The sequence below is a fragment of the Aliiruegeria haliotis genome (assembly GCF_003003255.1).
GTDB lineage: Bacteria > Pseudomonadota > Alphaproteobacteria > Rhodobacterales > Rhodobacteraceae > Tropicimonas > Tropicimonas haliotis.
The window spans coordinates 186,078-203,699 of record NZ_PVTD01000004.1; the positions used below are offsets into that span (position 1 = coordinate 186,078).

The following is a 17,622-nucleotide window of genomic DNA, read 5'->3' on the forward strand; positions in this document are numbered from 1 at the left end:
TGCTTCCTCTCGGTTCCGGTGTTCCTGCTCCTGACTGCGGCAGAGTGGACATGCCGCTGGATCTTCTGACGCCGCATCCCATTTCCGCTCTTTTCCTCGGCCCGATCCGGCAGTAGAGCCACCGGGCTGGGCTGTCGCCCGGGGCCTTCACGGATGCAATCCAGATCCGCAAGCCCCGCGCGTGGGCAATCGGGAAAGAGGACATCAGCGTGGCGCATATCATCATCGTCGGCAACGAGAAGGGCGGCTCCGGGAAATCCACCACCTCCATGCATGTCGCAACGGCACTGTCGCGGATGGGTCATCGCGTGGGGACGCTCGACCTCGACCTGCGTCAGCAAAGCCTCGGACGCTATCTGGAAAACCGCCGGGCCTATTGCTCTGCCAACGGCCTGACCCTCGCAACCCCGCATTTCATGCAGTTGCCTGAGATCGCAGAGCAGGACGTGCCGCAAGGGGTCAACCCACAGGATCATCGCCTGTCCATTGCAGTCGAGATGTTGGAGGCAGACCACGACTTCGTGTTGATCGACTGTCCCGGTTCACACACGCGCCTGAGCAAGCTCGCCCACTCCATGGCCGACACGCTCATCACGCCACTCAACGACAGTTTCGTCGATTTCGACCTGTTGGCGCGGACCCGTCCGGAGGATGGTGCCATTCTCGGACCGTCTGTCTACTCGGAGATGGTCTGGAGTGCACGGCAATCCCGCGCGGAGGCCGGGCTGCCGCCGATCGACTGGATCGTCACCCGAAACCGCCTTGGCTCGCAGCAGATGCACAACAAACGCAAGGTCGGCGAGGCGCTGGGAAAGCTGTCGAAACGGATCGGCTTTCGCGTGTCACACGGGTTCAGCGAGCGGGTCGTGTTCCGGGAGCTGTTCCCGCGTGGCCTGACATTGCTGGACCTGCGGGATATCGGGGCGGACCGGCTGAACCTGTCGAACATTGCTGCCCGCCAGGAGCTCCGCGACCTGATCACGGTTCTGAACCTGCCGGACGTGCAGGTGAAATTCTAGTAACCGGCGCCTTGCCTCAGGCGAGGCGTGCGAGACGTTGCACGAAGGGATCGGCGGCCAGGCGTGCCTCGGCGCGGCGGGACAGCTTGAGGTCCCGGGACCATTCACCACCAAGCTTCAGCGCGGAACACAGGGCGGCGCGCCCGGACGACATCCGGCGGCGGGTTTCGGGGTCTCCGACCACATGCAGACGTGCCTTGGGCGCCGCCTGCAACCGGATCCGGCGAATGGCGTCTGCCGCCTGACGGCTCGGCCGCTGGGTTGTCGCGCCAGCGGACTCGACCCGCGACGGCTTGACCGGGGCCAGTGCGGCCAGAAGCGCGGACGTGCCATCGGACCCATCTGTCATCTCGGGCACATAGGGTGCGATGCGGATGCAGGCGCCCTGCTGGCGTCGGGCATCCCGGGCCTGTGCCGATTGGCTGTGGAACAGCAGAAGCACGCCCAACAGGGCGGATCCCGATCCCAGAAGACCGGGCAACGCCGCGAACTCCGGCAGGTTGTTCTGAACGTATTCCATCGAGCCGCAAAGGATGGCGCCAAACCCGATCAACGGGATCGCGGCCACACGGCTCAGGCGGGTCTTTCCACTGGCTATGGTCACGTCGGATCTCCCTTGTTCCTAGCTTGACGCTAGGCAGAGATCGCGGCTGGTTTGTGGCACGTGTCGGGAGCTTTCTGGCCACTTTTGGGACCTGACCCGAACCCGCCGCGACCATCGCACAGGCGGCGAGCCTCAGAAGAGCGATTCGGCGGGCCGGGATTCCCGGGCCACTTCCAGGGCCTGCATCGGAGCAAGGTCCGGTCGCTCGATGGCGCGGATCCCGGCCTTGGCGAGAAACTCGCCGGCGGAGATCACATCCTCGTGGACCGTCATCACCTCGCGCCGGAAAAAGCACAGCAAGGGCGCCGATTCCTTGGCGAAGACATCAATCTCCTTGCCGAGGGTCAGCCCGACATGTTCCAGCGCAGCCACCGCCGCAATCGCGGAGATCGTCGACGGGGCGACAATCGCATCGACCGGCGGGCCCGAAACCAGCCGCTCCGCAAGGCCTGCACGCATCAGAGCGTTCGGGGCGTGGCTGTCCACCCCTTTCAGGATTTCGAGCTCCAACCCCTTCGCCGACAGCGCAGCCTTGGCCCCGTCGATCATGTGCAGGCTGTAGCTCTGGTCGCGTGGTGGTGCAATCAACAGGAAGGCCCGGCGCCCGTTGCGCAGCAGCCGGTTGGCGGCAATTTCACCGAAGGCCCGGTTGTCGAAATCGAAATAGGCATGTTCGCGACACCACCGGGTCCGGCCATAGGTCACGAAGGGGAAATTCCGCTCCATCAGGTAGGAGATCCGCGGGTCCTCATGTTCGATCTGGTTCATGATGATCGCGTCGGCGGATCGGGTCTCCACGATATAGCGGACCGGGTCCAGCCGATCCTCGTTCTTCGTGTAAGGCGTAACGATCATGTGGTAGGGGGTCGTGCGCAGCGTTTGCGCGATGGAGGCGATCAGCCGCCCGGTGTGATCGTCAATCGAATCGACCTCGGTCGACAACACGATGGAGATCACGTTGGTCTTGCCGGTCCGCAGGCGGACACCCGCCCGGTTCGGAACATACCCGACCTCCGCCGCGATGCGCCGGACCGTCTGCTTGGTCTTTTCACCGATATCCGGCGCGTCCTTGAGCGCCCGCGAAACCGTGGGCACGGCAAAGCCGCTCAGCTCTGAAATTGTCTTCAACGTAGGGCGTTTGGCAGTCATCTTTGGCTGTCGTTTTCTTTCACTGGGGGCGCAGGAACAATCGTGTTCGCCCCAAATATCGCCGCTCTCACGTATCGAGACAGTTACCCCAATCAGGACCGAATTGCGTGGGATTCCCGCTTGATTTTGAAATCTACATCGTTTTAGGCTCCGGCTACAACGATTTAGTTTGGGAGGACAATCGTGAAAACCATTGCCGGAATCCTGGCAGCCACCGCGCTGACCAGTGTGAGCGCACATGCCGCTGACCTTGAAGTCACCCACTGGTGGACCTCAGGCGGCGAGGCCGCAGCCGTTGCCGAGTTTGCAAAGGCCTTCAACGAGGGTACGGAGCACAATTGGGTCGATGGCGCCATCGCCGGATCCGGCGGCACCGCACGTCCAATCATCGTCAGCCGAATCCTCGGCGGCGACCCGATGGGTGCCACCCAGCTCAACCACGGCCGGCAGGCCGAGGAGCTTGTCGAGGCGGGCCTCATGATGGACCTGACCGAGATCGCCGAGGCCGAAGGCTGGAAGGACGTCGTCAACCCGCCATCGCTGCTCGATGCCTGTACGCTCGACGGGAGGATCTACTGCGCGCCGATCAACATCCATTCCTGGCAATGGATGTGGCTGAGCCACAAGGCCTACGAAGATGCCGGTCTCGACGTGCCGCAGAACTGGGACGAGTTCGTCGCCTCCGCGCCGCAACTTGCCGAAGCCGGGAAGATCCCGTTGGCCGTGGGCGGCCAGGCCTGGCAGTCCAACGGCGCATTCGGCGTGATGTCGATCGCTATCGCTGGTATCGACGCCTGGACCGACGTCTTCGTCAACAAGAACGAAGAGACTGTCATGGGGCCGGAGTACACCAAGGTCTTCGAGGCCGCAGCCGTTGCCCGCGAGCTTTCGAAGGACACGAAGGTGCAGGATTGGAACCAGGCAACGAACCTGGTGATCACCGGTCAGGCCGGTGCGCAGATCATGGGCGACTGGGCGCAGGGCGAATTTGCCGTGGCCGGTCAGGTCGCTGGCGAGGACTACACCTGTCTGCCTGGCCTCGGTGCAAACGAGGTGATCGATACCGGCGGTGACGCCTTTTACTTCCCCGTCAACGACGACCCGGAAATCACTGCCGCCCAGAAGGAACTCGCCTCGATCCTGATGTCCAAGGAAGCGCAAGTCGCCTTCAACCTCAAGAAGGGCTCGTTGCCGGTGCGTGGTGATGTCGACCTTTCGGCCGCCAATGACTGCATGAAGAAGGGCCTGAAGATCCTGGCCGATGGCGGCACCGTGCCGTCGGGCGACATGGCCCTTTCGCGCGACATCCTCGACGAGTTGGAAGACCTGTTGACCGAGTTCTGGTCGGATCATTCCTACAGTCCGGAAGACGCCCAGAAGGCCTATGCCGAGATCATCTCGCGCGCCGAATGATCGTCTGAGCGACTACGGGCCCGGTCATTGATCGGGCTCGCACCCACCAGGGCCGTCGCGACCGGCCGGAGGTTTCCATGCGCACCACCGACACACCCCCCGCCCTGCGGGAGGACAGCAGCCGTCCACCCAACCCGCTGTTCCGCAACCTCACCGCCAAGCTCGCGTCCCTACCGATGGTGCTGACCGCCCTGGTGGTTTTCGTCGGCTGCACCGGCTGGACAATCGTCCATTCCTTTACCGGCTCGAAGCTTCTGCCCAAGCTCAAGTGGGTCGGCTTCGACCAATACGAGAAACTCTGGAACACACGCCGTTGGCTGGTTTCGATCGAAAACCTCGCACTCTACGGTATCTTCTCGCTCTGCTTCACGCTCGTGATCGGCTTCACGCTCGCCGCCCTTCTGGATCGCAAGATCCGCTTCGAGGCGGCATTCCGCACCATCTTCCTCTATCCCTTCGCGCTCAGCTTCATCGTCACCGGCCTGGTGTGGCAATGGATCCTGAACCCGGACCTCGGCATACAGAGTGTCGTGCGGTCGATGGGTTTCACGAGCTTCGAGTTCGACCCGCTCTACAACGCTTCCATCGTCATCTACGGCCTGCTGATCGCCGGGCTCTGGCAGGGCACGGGCTTCGTGATGGTCATCATGCTCGCCGGGTTGCGTGGCATTGACGAAGATGTCTGGAAGGCCGCGCGGGTCGACGGCATCCCGGTCTGGAAGACCTACGTTCGCGTCATCATCCCGATGATGCGCCCGGTCTTCATCACCGCGCTGGTCGTGATCACCTCCGGCATCATCAAGGTCTATGACCTGGTGGTGGCCATGACCGCTGGCGGTCCCGGCATCGCCTCCGAAGTGCCTGCGAAATACGTCTATGACCGCATGTTCTCCAGTCAGAATCTCGGGCAGGGCTTCGCGGCCTCCACCATGATGCTGCTGGCCGTGGTCGTCGTTCTGATCCCCTGGGCCTATCTCGAATTCGGAGGCAAGAAGCATGACTGACGCCGCCCGCCTCCTCGATGGGCCACGCGGCCCCAAGCCGACCCGACGCCTGTCGCGCCGCAATATCATCCTCTACGGAACGCTGAGCGTCATGGCGCTCTACTACGCGCTGCCACTCTACGTGATGGTCGTCACCTCGCTGAAGGGGATGCCCGAGATCCGGATGGGCAACATCTTTGCCCCACCTGTGGAGATCACGTTCGAGCCTTGGGTCAAGGCGTGGTCGGAAGCCTGCACCGGCATCAATTGTGACGGCCTCTCGCGCGGCTTCTGGAACTCGGTGCAGATCCTGGTCCCGTCGGTGATCCTCTCGATCGCCGTGGCTTCCGTGAACGGATACGCACTCTCGAAATGGCGTTTCCCTGGCTCCGAGGTCTTCTTCACCATCCTGATGATCGGTGTCTTCATCCCCTACCAGGTAATGATCTACCCGATCGTGATCCTGCTGCGAGAACTCGGTCTCTATGGTTCGCTCTGGGGGCTGGTTCTGGTGCACACGATCTTCGGCATGCCGCTGCTCACACTGCTGTTCCGCAACTACTTCACCTCCGTTCCGGACGAGCTTTTCAAGGCCGCCCGGGTCGATGGCGCCGGTTTCTGGGGCATCTACTTCCGCATCATGCTACCGATGGCGCTGCCGATCCTTGTGGTGGCGATGATCCTTCAGGTCACGGGCATCTGGAACGATTTCCTCTTCGGCGTGATCTACACCAAGCCGGAAATCTACCCGATGACCGTGCAACTCAACAACATCGTCAACTCGGTTCAGGGCGTGAAGGAATACAACGTCAACATGGCGGCGACGTTGCTGACCGGCCTCGTGCCGCTCACCATCTACTTCATCTCCGGAAAACTGTTCGTGCGCGGCATCGCTGCCGGCGCCGTGAAGGGGTAACGCAATGCACTCCGTCTCCATTCGCTCGCTCGACCTTCACTTCGGTGCGGTGAAGGTCCTGCAAAACCTCGACCTTGATATCCACGACGGGGAGTTTCTCGTGCTGCTGGGCTCGTCGGGGTGCGGGAAATCCACGCTGCTCAACTGCATCGCCGGCCTGCTCGACGTGACCGACGGGCAGATCTTTATCAAGGACCGGAACGTGACATGGATGGAGCCCTCCGAACGTGGCATCGGCATGGTCTTCCAATCCTACGCGCTCTATCCGCAGATGACGGTCGAAGGGAACCTGTCCTTCGGCCTGAAGAACGCCCGTATGCCGCGCGCAGAGATCGACGAGCGGGTGGCCCGGGCAGCCAGGATCCTTCAGATCGAGCCATTGCTGAAACGCAAACCCGGTGCGCTCTCCGGCGGACAGCGCCAGCGCGTGGCGATAGGTCGGGCGCTTGTGCGCGACGTGGACGTGTTCCTGTTCGACGAGCCGCTCTCGAACCTTGACGCCAAGCTTCGGGCCGACCTTCGGGTCGAGATCAAGCGCCTGCATCAGAAGCTCTCCAACACGATGATCTACGTCACCCATGACCAGGTCGAGGCGATGACGCTCGCAGACCGGATCGCAATCATGAAGGGGGGCCAGATCATGCAGCTGGCGACCCCGGCAGAGATCTACAACAGGCCCGGCAACAAGTATGTCGCCGACTTCATCGGCAGCCCGTCGATGAACTTTCTGGAGGGCGACCTTTCCGACGGGCACTTCACCACCGGTGGCGAGAACCTCGATATCACCGGCTATCCCTTCGAGGGCCCGGCGACCGGTGCGGCGACCCTGGGCGTGCGTCCCGAACATGTTGCCACCGGGCACGACCTTCAGGGGCTTCCGATTCAAGCCGAGGTTGCCGTCGAACTGGTCGAGCCCATGGGCTCCGACACCCTGGTCTGGACGACCTTCGCCGGGCAGAGCTTCCGCTTCCGGATGGATGGGCAGGCAGAGGTGCGCGAGCGCGACACGATCCGTATTGGGATCGACCCCGCAAAGGCTTCCTTTTTCGACAAGGCTTCGGAACTCCGACTATGACCCACTCAACACACACCCGCGCGCTCGACCTTTCCGGCAATTGGACGGTCACCGATGCGCAAGGGGACTACAGCTTCGAAATGGCCCTCCCCGGCGACATAATCACGGGGTTGCACGCCGCCGGGCTGATCCCGGAGCCCTATTGGGGGCGCAACGAATATGACCTGCGTTGGATCTGCGAGCGCGGCTGGCGCCTGAGCCGGGAGATCGAGCTGGATCGCACGGATCTGGTGCTCGCAATCTCCGAGGTCGACACCGTGGCCAGCATCCTCGTCAATGGAACGGCGGTGTTGGAAACCCAGAACGCGCACCGGAGCTATCGCGCGGACATTTCCGGGGCGTTGGTACTCGGAACCAACCGGATCGAGATCCTGCTGCCCGCGGTGACGGCAGAATGCGACGCCCGTCAGAAGAAACAGCCCTTCCGGCTGCCGGTTCAACGCACGAACTCGCCCATCGACAACGGCAACATGCTGCGAAAGCCGCAATGCGATTTCGGGTGGGACTGGAACATCGCGCTGGCGCCCTCGGGTGTCTACGGGATGCTTGCGCTGGAACCACTCGAAACGCTTCGCATCGACAGGCTCGCGATCCGTCAGGACCATTCGGGGGACGGCGTGGCAGTGACGGTCGACGCCCATGTCGACGGCACGGCCACTCAGGATACAATGGTCACATTTGCCTTCGGCGGCACCGAAAGACGTCTGCCTGTACCGGCGAACGTGGCCAACCCAGTCGTCACGGCCGAGTTCGCGCTGTCTAATCCCGAACTCTGGTGGCCAGCCGGACAAGGGATGCAACCTCTCTATGACCTCATGGTACAGCTTGGCGACCAGGTCGAGGAGAGGCGGATTGGCCTGCGGGAGATCGAACTGATCAGCGAACCCGATGCCGTTGGCCGCTCCTTCCTGTTGAAGGTCAACGGGCGGCCGGTCTTTTGCAAAGGCGCCAACTGGATCCCCGCCGATGCTCTTGCTGGCCGGATCGACCGGGACGCGGTCGAGGATCAGCTTCAGTCCGCCGTGGACGCCAACATGAACATGATCCGGATCTGGGGCGGCGGCCGCTACGAGCCGACCTGGTTCCACGACCTTTGTGACGAGCTTGGATTGCTCGTTTGGCAGGATTTCATGTTCGCCTGCAACCTCTACCCCTCGACGCCGGAATTCCTGGCCGAGATCGACGCCGAGGTCCGCGACGTTGTCGCCCGCCTGCACCACCACGCCTCCACTGCGCTCTGGTGCGGCGACAACGAACTGGTCGGTGCGCTGGGATGGTTCGAGGAGAGCCGAAACGACCGCGACCGCTACCTTGTGAACTACGACCGGATGAACCGGGCGCTGGAAACGGCATTGATGGAGACCGACCCGACGGCGACATGGTGGCCATCTTCTCCAACACCCGGGCCGTTGTCGTTCGGCGATGCCTGGCACGACGACAGTTCGGGCGACATGCACTTCTGGTCAGTCTGGCACGAGGGGCGCGATTTCGAGCACTACAGGGATGTATCGCCCCGGTTCTGCTCCGAATTCGGCTTCCAGTCCTACCCGTCGATGAACGTGATCCGCACTTTCGCCGAGCCGAAGGATTTCAACATCTCGGCCCCGGTCTTCGAAAGTCACCAGAAGAACGCCGGCGGCAATGCCCGCATCGCCGAAACCATGTTCCGCTACTTCCGGTTTCCGACGAGTTTCGAGAACTTCGTCTACGTGAGCCAGATCCAGCAGGCGCTTGCGATCCACACGGCGGTGACCCATTGGCGCAGCCTGAAACCGCATTGCATGGGCACGCTGATCTGGCAGCTCAACGACACCTGGCCGGTCTGTTCCTGGGCCTCTCTCGACTATGGCGGCGGCTGGAAGCTGTTGCATCACATGGCGCAGAAGTTTTTCGCGCCGGTTCATGTCGCTGCCGTTCCCGATGGCGATGGAGTGTTGTTGCGGGCCACCAGCGACGAAGCGTCGGCGGTCGACCTGGCAGTCGAGGCCAGCGCCATGAAGATGGATGGCACCACCCGGCGGCTTGGCAGCGCCAATGTCAGCGTTGGCCCTGACAGGTCGGTCGAGGCGTGCCGGGTAGACGGGTTAACCGAGGACGAGGTCCTGACCTTTTCGTGGTCGCTGCCCGACGGTCGCTCCGGGCGCGATCACTTCGCTCCGAAGCCCTACAAGAGCTACGCACTTGAAGACCCTGGCCTTGTCTCGGATATTCGTCAGACCGGGTCCGGCCTGAGCATTGCGCTCACTGCCGAGAAACCTGCCTTCTTCGTCGCGCTGGAGGCCGATGTGCCGGGCCGTTTCTCCGACAACGGGTTCCTGCTGCTGCCCGGCGCGCCGGTCACCGTCACGTTTACCCCAAAGGTTCCCGGTGCGGATGCCGCCGTGACCCTGCGCAATCTCCATTCGGCCACCTGTGTCGCAGGCTGACCCATTCCCGAAAGGAAAACCCATGCGTACTTTCTCCTACCAGCTCTACAGCTCCCGCAACTTCGGGCCGCTGCCGGACACGCTCAGAATGCTGGCCGATCTCGGCTATGCGCAGGTCGAGGGCTTCGGCGGTCTCTACGACAGCGACGACAAGATCGCCGCGCTTAAATCCGCGCTCAACGAAACCGGTCTGGCCATGCCGAGCGCACATTTCGACTGGACCATGGTTTCGCAGGACCCGGGCCGGGCGATGGGCATCGCCCGCAGTCTTGGCGTCGACACGATCATCGTGCCCTATCTCGCCCCGGAAGACCGCCCGACCGACTGGGTCGCCTTTGGCCGTGCGCTGGCCGAGGCCGGAAAGCCGATCCGCGATGCAGGCTTTGCCTATGGCTGGCACAACCACGATTTCGAGTTCGCACCGACCGGCGACGGCAGCTTGCCGCTCGATCAAATCCTGGCGGGTGGCGAGGAGATCGGGTTGGAGATCGACATCGCCTGGGTTCAGGTCGCCGGACAGTCTCCCAGGGCCTTCGTGGAGAAATACGCCGACAGGCTGGTCGCCGTACACTTGAAGGACCGCGCGCCGGAGGGCGAATGCGAGGATGAGGGTGGCTGGGCCGACCTCGGCCATGGTGTCATCGACTGGCGGGAGGTCATCCCCGCAGTCGAGGCCTCCACGGCAAAGTACCTTGTCATGGAGCATGACAACCCATCCGACGATGCACGGTTCGCACGCCGCGCCATCGCAACCGCGAATGCCTTCTGAGGAGATCGAAACATGACCACCCATGGTGTCGGCATCATTGGTGCCGGCAATATCTCCACGAGCTATCTCGAACTGGCGCCCCTCTTCAAAGGGCTGGATGTGCGGGCGATTTCGGATCTGAAGCCGGAGATCGCCGAGGCCCAGGCGAAGAAGCACGGCGTCCGGGCCTGCACGACAGACGAGCTTCTCGCCGCCGATGACATCGACGTCATCATCAACCTCACAATCCCGGACGCCCATTTCGACGTGACCTCCGCGATCCTGAAGGCCGGCAAGCATGCCTATTCGGAGAAACCCTATGTTCTGACGCTGGCACAGGGGGAAGCCTTGCGCGCTCTTGCGGCGGAGAAAGGACTGCGGGTCGGGTCGGCCCCGGACACTTTCCTCGGTGGGACGCACCAACAGGCCCGCGCGATGATCGACCAGGGTGCGATTGGTACCGTGACCTCCGGCACCGCGCATATCATGAGCCGGGGTATGGAGCATTGGCATCCCAATCCTGACTTCTTCTTCCAACCCGGCGGCGGACCCGTACTCGACATGGGCCCGTATTACATCACCAACCTGGTGCAGCTCCTCGGCCCGGTGAAACGGGTCGCGGCGCTTGCCAGCATGGGATCGGCCACACGCACCATCGGAACCGGCCCACGCAGGGGAGAGACGGTGCCGGTGGACACGCCGACCAATATCCACGCGCTGCTTGAGTTCGCGTCAGGTGCGACAATCAACTTCTCCGCCAGTTGGGACGTGAAGGCGCATCACCACCGCGAGATGGAGCTTTACGGCTCCGATGGCTGCCTGTTCCTGCCCGACCCCAACTTCTTTGGTGGCGGGCTGGAGATGGCCGATGCGGATGGCAAAGTCACGGCGGTGGACGTCTGGGATCACCCGCTGGGACGTGCCAACCAGGATCATGGGGGTACGGCACAGGCGAACTACCGCGCCATCGGGCTCGCCGACATGATGGCAGCCATTGCTGAGGACCGGCCACATCGCTGCTCGCTGGAACTGGCGACCCATGTGGTCGACGTGATGACGTCCCTGCTGCGATCAGGAGAGACCGGAAGCTTCGTCGACCTGTCTACCACATGCGAGCGCCCCGCGCCGCTCGATCCCGGCGCGGCCGGTGCCTTGATGCGCAACGCCGGCTAGGTCGATGGTCCAGTGCCCGGTGCGTTCAGGCGGACCGGGCCGCCTATCCGTAGGGTTCGATCCTGTCCGCCGAGATGGCATAGCCAATGTCGGCAAGTTCGGTCGCGACTGCAGAGGCTCCAAACATGCCTGTCACCCAGACCGACTCGAAGAGGCCCTCTGACTCGTATGGCTCCTCTGTCGTCACCATGATCAACTGGTTCGCAGGCGGCGGCGGGACGTGGATACAGGCACCCACGTAGGGCACGAGAAGGAAGCTGGTCACACCCTGGCCGGAATAGTCGAGCGGCACGATATAGCCCGGAATCCGCACGGTCTTGCCGTCGAATTCATGTGTGACGTTGGCACCCTGCTCCTGATCGAAGGGCGTGCTCAGCTGGCCATGCTCGACAATTCCGAGCGACCGGAGTTGCTCCATCGTCGAGCCAGCCCCATCGTTGGGCACAAGGTCGCTCCATTCCAATTGGACAAGGTCATCCGCTGCACGTGCCGGCAGCGCAGAGACGGCAGCCATCGCCAGCGCTGCACGGCCAATCTGTCGACGGGTGAGTTCCATTTATCTACTCCGCAATCTCGCGCCGGCTCAATTGCCGTCCGGCATCGGCGCCGCCCCGGCATTTGATGCCATGGCGAGGTATTGGCTGACAGCCAGGATGTCGGGCGCGGCCCGGATTTTTCCGCTGCGCAACAGGTCGTTGAGGGTCGCAAACTGGCTCCACTCTGCGCGAAAGCCGAATTGGCGCGCCACGGCCGGGGCCAGGTCCGGTGCCGCCTCCAACGCCGCGCTGACAGCCTCCGATATCTCCGGCTGTAGTGTCGGATCGCCAGCGATGCCGTGGATGGCCAGCGCCTCGGCGATGCTCTCGCGGACGTCGAGCGGGATGGTCGTGTCCGCCAGGTAGGTCTGCGCAAGCAGCGACACGGCCTCCGTCCCGTTCAACTCGATCAGTGCGGTGGAATACGCCCCCAGCAGCGGCCCGCCGGACTTGAGAGTGAGCGCGAAACCACGCCTGAGCAGGGTGTCTGCAACCTCTCCTTCGGCCATTCCAAGCAGCAGGATACGAATCGCAAGCAACCCGGCCCCTTCAGGCCGGTACATTTGCGCACCGATGGCTTCTGCATCCGGTTTCAGATCGAGCCTGCGAAAAACATAGTAATCGGCCGTATCGAGTTCCCGCAGGGCAATTCCCTGCAGCGCCGGATCCTCGCTGCCGATGAGGTCGGCAAAGATCTGGAATCGCTCTTCATCCCCCCCCATCTGCCAATCGTCCAGGCGGGGGGCGATCCGCTCGATCACCGGTGCCAGCTCCGGCCCGACATATGTCAGGCGCTGCCACGGACCATAATCCCCGTCCCGGGCAAAGAGCACGGTAGCATCGGGGTTCAGGTCAAATCGACGGCGAGTCGCGGAATCGACAAGGTGCGGAAGTTCAACATGGTCGAGGCTTCCCTCGATCGCGCGCACGGCCTTGTAGGCGAACGGGTTCTGAGGGTCGTTCCGCGCCAGCACGATGTGGTCGCTCACAAGCAGACGCTCGACAAGCGACGGCTGGGGCGAATAGCCATGGAACCCGCAGGCAAGGCTGGCCGAGGCGGCCAGCGACAGCGCGACAGGCAGGGCGGAGCGAATCGGTATCATGACGGGAATCTGCCTGAGTGGCGTCCACATTGAAACTCACATCCGGATCATCATGCCATCTGCCAGCGACATGCGGTAGGCCCTGATGGCGGGTACGGCGCTCACAATCGCGGCAGCGACGACCACGGCGGCGAGGACGGCAAGGTCCCGGGCGCTCAGACCTTCAACAGGCAGATACAGCCCGTAGGCGGCGTCGAGCCACGGCCGCGCCACTGCCAGACCCGCGTAGAGCAGCGCGACGCCGATCGCGGCTCCCATCGCCGCCATGATGACGGCCTCGGCCATCAGCAACGACATGATGGTTCGTGGCGGGGCTCCCATGGCCCGCAGAATAGCCATCTCCCGACGGCGCTCATTCAGTCCGGACAGGATCAGTGCCATCATTCCCAGCAATGCCGTGGCGACGACAAGCGCCGAGACGCCAACCAGCGCTGTCTCGGCCACGCCGACGATGCCCCAAAGCTCTTGCAACGCCACGCCGGGAAGAACCGCAAGGAGCGGCTCCTCGGGGTATTCGTTCACGAACCGCTGCAGGGCAAAGATCTTCAGCTTCGATTTGACGCCCAGCATCACCGCAGTGATTGCCTCTGGCTGGAGGTCCATCTGCCGGATCGCCTCGACCGGGGTGGCGGCGCCGGTACGCCGAGCACCGCTTTGCCAGTCGACATGGATGGCCTCGATGGCCTCTAGGCTGACGATCACCGTTCGATCAACAGGGGTGCCGGTCTTCTCCAGAATACCGGCCACGCGAAACGGCATGTCATCGTGTTCGGTGAAAGAGGCCAGCCCGTGGGCCACGACAATCGGGTCCCCCACCGAGTAGCCTAGCTGCGCCGCGACGTCGGCGCCGATCACCGCATCGAACAGATCGCCCAGCAACCCGCCATCCGCTGCCTGAAGGCTGCGCCCGCCACGATACTGGTAGCGTTCGAAATAGGCGGGCGTGGTGCCCATGACCCGGAACTGCCGGTGGCTGTCGCCAAGCGAAATCGGCACGGCCCAGTCGACTTCCGGTCGCGCGGCAATGTCCTGGTAACTCTCCCAACTGACGTTGTTCGTCGCGTTGCCAATTCGAAAAACCGAATACAGCAGCAGCTGGACGCTACCGGAGCGCGCGCCCACGAGGAGATCGGTGTTGGAGATTGTGTCGGCGAAGCTTGCACGGGCGCCGGTGCGGATTTTCTCCACCCCGAGAACGAGGGCCACCGACAATGCGATCGAAAAGACCGCGAGTCCCACCGTGAGGCCACGGCTTCGGAGGGAGGACAGTGCCAGTTGGAAAAGGCTCATGGAGCGGCCCTCCGAACCCGGGCGATATCCTTCAGCGGCACAACCCGGTCGAAGCGGCCGGCAAGTCTGTCATCGTGGCTGACCATGATCAGGGTCGCCCCGGCGGAACCGACCTGTTCGAACAGCAAATTCAGGAAATCCTCCTGTGCAGAAGCGTCCAGCGCCGAGGTTGGCTCGTCTGCCACAATGATCGGCGGTCGACCGATCATGGCGCGGGCAACGGCAACCCGCTGTTGCTGCCCCACGGACAGGGTTGCGGCCGGACCGCCGGAGACAAGCTCTGCCGGCACACCAAGAGCTTCGGACAGGCGCAGCGCCTCGGTCCTCGCATCGCCGCAGCGCCTGCGCCGCCCCGGCGCGAAACGGAGCGGCAGGATGATATTGTCGAGCCCACTGGCATAGGGCAGCAAGTTGAACATCTGGAAGATGATCCCGATGGACTCAGCACGCAGCCGGTCCCGCGATGCGCCGCTTTCCGCGGCCAGATCTCGCCCCGCGATCAACACCTTGCCCCGCTGGGGCGTGACGATGCCGCAGATCAGGCTCAGAAGCGTGGACTTGCCCGATCCGCTCGCCCCCAGCAGAAACAGTTTCTCGCCCTGTTCGACGTGAAACTGGTCGATCGCGAGTCCGAACGCACCCCCGGGCCAAGTGAAATCAACGTCGTGCATGGCGACGCTGAGCTCTGCCCCCGTGCGGGGTGGGATCGGGTCGGTGGACGTCAGAACATGCCTCGCAAATCGAGGACCGGCGCGTCCCGTTCGATCTCCATGCTGGTCGCACCTTTCGCGGATACGATCTGGCCGCCCAGTTCCTCGGCGTTCGGGAAAAGGTCGAAATAGGGGAAACGGATTTCGGTCAGGGCATCAGGCGCTGCACAGGTGAAGGTGTATTCGGCGTGGAACTCCGAATGGGCCTCACCGTCATGGTCGGCATGGTCGGCATGGTCGTCGTGGTCCTCGTCATGACCTTCGGTGTGCTCGCCGTCCTTGTCGTGATCGTCGTGATCTTCAGCGTGCTCACCATCCTTGTCATGGTCGTCATGATCCTCGGCGTGCTCACCATCCTTGTCATGAACGTCGTGATCTTCGGCGTGCTCACCATGCTCCGGCCCGCCTTCGACATGAGCCATGTCCAACGCGCAGTTCGCGGCCTCCGGGAAGGAGAACATCTCCTGCGGGTGGGCAAGCTGATCAAGCGCCGCTTCGACGGCGGCCTTGTCCTCGTCAGTTTCTGCCGCATGCTCGAAGCCGACGATGTCGGCGCCCGGTGCGATCAACTCCATCGCGACCTTGCCGCCCTCCAGGGCGATATTGAGTGTGCCATGACCATGAACGTGGGCATCCATTTCGCGTGTGCTTTCGGCCATGGCGGGCGTCGTAACGCCGATGACGAGGGGAATCAGAATCGTGTGGCGCATCGCATTTCTCCGTCGTGAGACTTTTCCGAAGCGACAACGCCATGCAAGACCCGAGTCGCCCGGAGGGGATGAACCACTCATGTAACAGTATAACATCACATTCGGAAGTCTCGAATTCGGTCAAGGAACGGGCCGCAGCGCGAAGCATGCGGCCCGATCTCTTTCGTCTTCGAGGCGATGCCCGAGGTCCCTACTCCAGGCCAAGCGCCACGAACCGTGGCTCACCCCCACGGCGGATCAGCAGGAGGATGGACTTGCGCCCCGCGTCTCGCGCTTCCTCGATACGCGCCTCAAGGTCCTGGATCGATGCCACCTCGACCTGGCCGGCCTGGGTGATCACGTCACCGGCGCGCAACCCTTTCTCGAAAGCCTCGGAGGCATCATCGACGTCCTTGACCACAAGCCCGGCAGCATCATCGCCAAGGTTCATGTCCTCGGCCAGTTGATCGGTCACCGCGGTGACGGTCAGGCCGAGGATCTCCGCGTCCTGCGGCTCTTCGCTGCCTTCCTCCGGCGCCGAGGCAGCCGGGACAGCGCCCTCCGCAGTTTCACGGCGGCCAAGCGTCACCAGAAGCGTCTCTGTCTCGCCATCGCGGAACACCTTCACGCGGACAGCCTTGCCGATCTCGGTATTGCCGACCTGCTGCACCAGCCCTCTCGTGTCGTCCACGTCGACGCCATCGAAGGTCATGATCACATCACCGGCGAGCATGCCGGCTTCCAGCGCCGGACCCTCGGGCACATCGGTGACCAACGCGCCCCTGGCCTCCTGGAGGCCGATAGCGTCGGCCACGTCGTCGGTTACATCCTGGATGCGGACACCAAGCCAGCCGCGACGCGTCTCGCCGAACTCCTGCAACTGGTGGATCACGTTTGTCGCAACGCGGGAGGACATTGCAAATCCGATCCCGATGGACCCACCGTTGGGCGACAGGATCGCAGTGTTCACGCCAATGACTTCACCGTCCATGTTGAACAGCGGGCCACCGGAGTTGCCACGGTTGATGGCGGCGTCAGTCTGGATGTAGTCGTCGTAGCTGCCGGAGAGCGCCCGGCCCCGTGCCGAGACGATACCGGCCGACACGGAGAACCCCTGCCCCAGCGGATTGCCCATTGCCATGACCCAGTCACCGACACGCGCATCGTCGGAATTGCCCCACGGCACGAAATCCAGCGGTTCGTCGGTCTCGACCTTGAGCAGGGCAAGGTCGGTGTTCGGATCGGTGCCAATCACGGTCGCCGGTAGTTCGCCACCCTCGAAGAACTCGATCAGGATCTCGTCAGCCTCGGCAATGACGTGGTTGTTCGTGACGATGAACCCGTCCTCGGAAATCACGAAGCCAGATCCCAGCGCGGAGGATTGGCGTGGGCGTCGGGGCTGATCCCCGGGGCCGTTGCGCTCCATGAAATCGCGGAAGAAGTCTTCGAAGGGCGAGCCTTCGGGGACGATCGGCCCGGGGCCGCTGCCAGCGGCATTCGCGACACTGGTGGAAGTCGTGATGTTCACAACCGCCGGGCTGACCTGCTCGGCCAGATCGGCAAAGCTCTCGGGTGTGCCGCGCGCCTGGGCGCCAAGAGTCTGGGCTATGACCAGCGCAAGGCCAACCACGAGGGCCGGGAAGAATCGCGTGAAGGCGACCTGTCTGTGAATGGAAATGGAATGGGTACTCACTCGATTTTCCTTCTATTGGTCTCGAGGCCCGCTGGACGGGCGGGCGGATCATCCGTGCTGCGCATCCCCGCACAGCCTTTGTGCGGCCACTCTTT

General features: G+C 63.1%; 16 protein-coding genes. 8 read left to right on the plus strand and 8 right to left on the minus strand.

Going from position 1 to position 17,622, the window contains the following annotated elements; translation table 11 throughout:
• The first annotated feature begins 209 nt into the window (after window positions 1-209).
• Entirely contained in the window at window positions 210-1,019 is an 810-nt protein-coding gene (locus CLV78_RS12210) for a division plane positioning ATPase MipZ (protein ID WP_106205096.1), read from the plus strand.
• A gap of 16 nt (window positions 1,020-1,035) precedes the next feature.
• On the opposite strand, the gene CLV78_RS12215 is transcribed toward CLV78_RS12210, so the two are convergent.
• Window positions 1,036-1,623: a hypothetical protein gene (locus CLV78_RS12215; protein WP_106205097.1), complete on the minus strand. Its 588-nt coding sequence runs from the start codon at window positions 1,621-1,623 to the stop codon at window positions 1,036-1,038.
• 132 nt (window positions 1,624-1,755) lie between these two features.
• Complete coding sequence (locus tag CLV78_RS12220; protein WP_106205098.1) at window positions 1,756-2,772, minus strand: LacI family transcriptional regulator; 1,017 nt, start codon at window positions 2,770-2,772, stop codon at window positions 1,756-1,758.
• Window positions 2,773-2,955: 183 nt separating this feature from the next.
• Here CLV78_RS12220 and CLV78_RS12225 point away from each other — a divergent pair, with 183 nt between their 5' ends.
• The 7 genes from CLV78_RS12225 (at window position 2,956) to CLV78_RS12255 (ending at window position 11,506) form a co-directional block, all read left to right on the plus strand.
• Window positions 2,956-4,185: an ABC transporter substrate-binding protein gene (locus tag CLV78_RS12225; protein WP_425427946.1), complete on the plus strand. Its 1,230-nt coding sequence runs from the start codon at window positions 2,956-2,958 to the stop codon at window positions 4,183-4,185.
• Between the two features lie 77 nt (window positions 4,186-4,262).
• Window positions 4,263-5,189: a carbohydrate ABC transporter permease gene (locus CLV78_RS12230; RefSeq protein WP_106205100.1), complete on the plus strand. Its 927-nt coding sequence runs from the start codon at window positions 4,263-4,265 to the stop codon at window positions 5,187-5,189.
• A complete protein-coding gene (locus tag CLV78_RS12235; RefSeq protein WP_106205101.1) occupies window positions 5,182-6,084 on the plus strand; it encodes a carbohydrate ABC transporter permease in 903 nt (300 codons plus the stop codon). Before CLV78_RS12230 ends, CLV78_RS12235 begins: the two co-directional genes overlap by 8 nt.
• A gap of 4 nt (window positions 6,085-6,088) precedes the next feature.
• Window positions 6,089-7,159 (plus strand): ABC transporter ATP-binding protein, encoded by a 1,071-nt coding sequence (locus CLV78_RS12240; RefSeq protein WP_106205102.1) that lies wholly within the window; start codon window positions 6,089-6,091, stop codon window positions 7,157-7,159.
• Window positions 7,156-9,585, plus strand: coding sequence for a beta-mannosidase (locus CLV78_RS12245; protein WP_106205103.1), 2,430 nt, complete (start codon window positions 7,156-7,158; stop codon window positions 9,583-9,585). The genes CLV78_RS12240 and CLV78_RS12245 overlap by 4 nt, the downstream gene beginning before the upstream one ends.
• 22 nt (window positions 9,586-9,607) lie before the next feature.
• Entirely contained in the window at window positions 9,608-10,354 is a 747-nt protein-coding gene (locus CLV78_RS12250; protein ID WP_106205104.1) for a sugar phosphate isomerase/epimerase family protein, read from the plus strand.
• A 12-nt stretch (window positions 10,355-10,366) separates the two neighbouring features.
• Complete coding sequence (locus CLV78_RS12255; protein WP_106205105.1) at window positions 10,367-11,506, plus strand: Gfo/Idh/MocA family protein; 1,140 nt, start codon at window positions 10,367-10,369, stop codon at window positions 11,504-11,506.
• A 43-nt stretch (window positions 11,507-11,549) separates the two neighbouring features.
• Here CLV78_RS12255 and CLV78_RS12260 read toward each other — a convergent pair whose 3' ends face one another.
• From CLV78_RS12260 to CLV78_RS12285, 6 genes are all read right to left on the minus strand, one after another.
• Window positions 11,550-12,062, minus strand: a complete 513-nt coding sequence (locus CLV78_RS12260; protein WP_106205106.1) for a DUF3299 domain-containing protein — start codon at window positions 12,060-12,062, stop codon at window positions 11,550-11,552.
• Window positions 12,063-12,089: 27 nt separating this feature from the next.
• Window positions 12,090-13,145, minus strand: a complete 1,056-nt coding sequence (locus CLV78_RS12265) for a hypothetical protein (RefSeq protein WP_146136682.1) — start codon at window positions 13,143-13,145, stop codon at window positions 12,090-12,092.
• A 36-nt stretch (window positions 13,146-13,181) separates the two neighbouring features.
• Window positions 13,182-14,435 (minus strand): ABC transporter permease, encoded by a 1,254-nt coding sequence (locus CLV78_RS12270; protein ID WP_106205108.1) that lies wholly within the window; start codon window positions 14,433-14,435, stop codon window positions 13,182-13,184.
• Complete coding sequence (locus CLV78_RS12275) at window positions 14,432-15,106, minus strand: ABC transporter ATP-binding protein (protein WP_106205109.1); 675 nt, start codon at window positions 15,104-15,106, stop codon at window positions 14,432-14,434. The genes CLV78_RS12270 and CLV78_RS12275 overlap by 4 nt, the downstream gene beginning before the upstream one ends.
• 50 nt (window positions 15,107-15,156) lie before the next feature.
• Window positions 15,157-15,855, minus strand: a complete 699-nt coding sequence (zrgA, locus tag CLV78_RS12280) for a zinc uptake protein ZrgA (protein WP_106205110.1) — start codon at window positions 15,853-15,855, stop codon at window positions 15,157-15,159.
• A gap of 190 nt (window positions 15,856-16,045) precedes the next feature.
• The gene (locus CLV78_RS12285) at window positions 16,046-17,527 is read right to left on the minus strand and encodes a Do family serine endopeptidase (protein WP_106205111.1); all 1,482 of its coding nucleotides are present in this window, start codon (window positions 17,525-17,527) and stop codon (window positions 16,046-16,048) included.
• Window positions 17,528-17,622: the final 95 nt, after the last annotated feature.

Excerpts from the sequence above, each read along its gene's own strand:
- CLV78_RS12260 (WP_106205106.1), bottom strand. The coding sequence starts at position 12,062 with ATGGAACTCACCCGTCGACAGATTGGCCGTGCAGCGCTGGCGATGGCT.
- CLV78_RS12265 (WP_146136682.1), bottom strand. The coding sequence starts at position 13,145 with ATGATACCGATTCGCTCCGCCCTGCCTGTCGCGCTGTCGCTGGCCGCC.
- CLV78_RS12220 (WP_106205098.1), bottom strand. The coding sequence starts at position 2,772 with ATGACTGCCAAACGCCCTACGTTGAAGACAATTTCAGAGCTGAGCGGC.
- CLV78_RS12245 (WP_106205103.1), top strand. The coding sequence starts at position 7,156 with ATGACCCACTCAACACACACCCGCGCGCTCGACCTTTCCGGCAATTGG.
- CLV78_RS12275 (WP_106205109.1), bottom strand. The coding sequence starts at position 15,106 with ATGCACGACGTTGATTTCACTTGGCCCGGGGGTGCGTTCGGACTCGCG.
- CLV78_RS12270 (WP_106205108.1), bottom strand. The coding sequence starts at position 14,435 with ATGAGCCTTTTCCAACTGGCACTGTCCTCCCTCCGAAGCCGTGGCCTC.
- CLV78_RS12250 (WP_106205104.1), top strand. The coding sequence starts at position 9,608 with ATGCGTACTTTCTCCTACCAGCTCTACAGCTCCCGCAACTTCGGGCCG.
- CLV78_RS12255 (WP_106205105.1), top strand. The coding sequence starts at position 10,367 with ATGACCACCCATGGTGTCGGCATCATTGGTGCCGGCAATATCTCCACG.
- CLV78_RS12230 (WP_106205100.1), top strand. The coding sequence starts at position 4,263 with ATGCGCACCACCGACACACCCCCCGCCCTGCGGGAGGACAGCAGCCGT.
- CLV78_RS12235 (WP_106205101.1), top strand. The coding sequence starts at position 5,182 with ATGACTGACGCCGCCCGCCTCCTCGATGGGCCACGCGGCCCCAAGCCG.
- CLV78_RS12240 (WP_106205102.1), top strand. The coding sequence starts at position 6,089 with ATGCACTCCGTCTCCATTCGCTCGCTCGACCTTCACTTCGGTGCGGTG.
- zrgA (WP_106205110.1), bottom strand. The coding sequence starts at position 15,855 with ATGCGCCACACGATTCTGATTCCCCTCGTCATCGGCGTTACGACGCCC.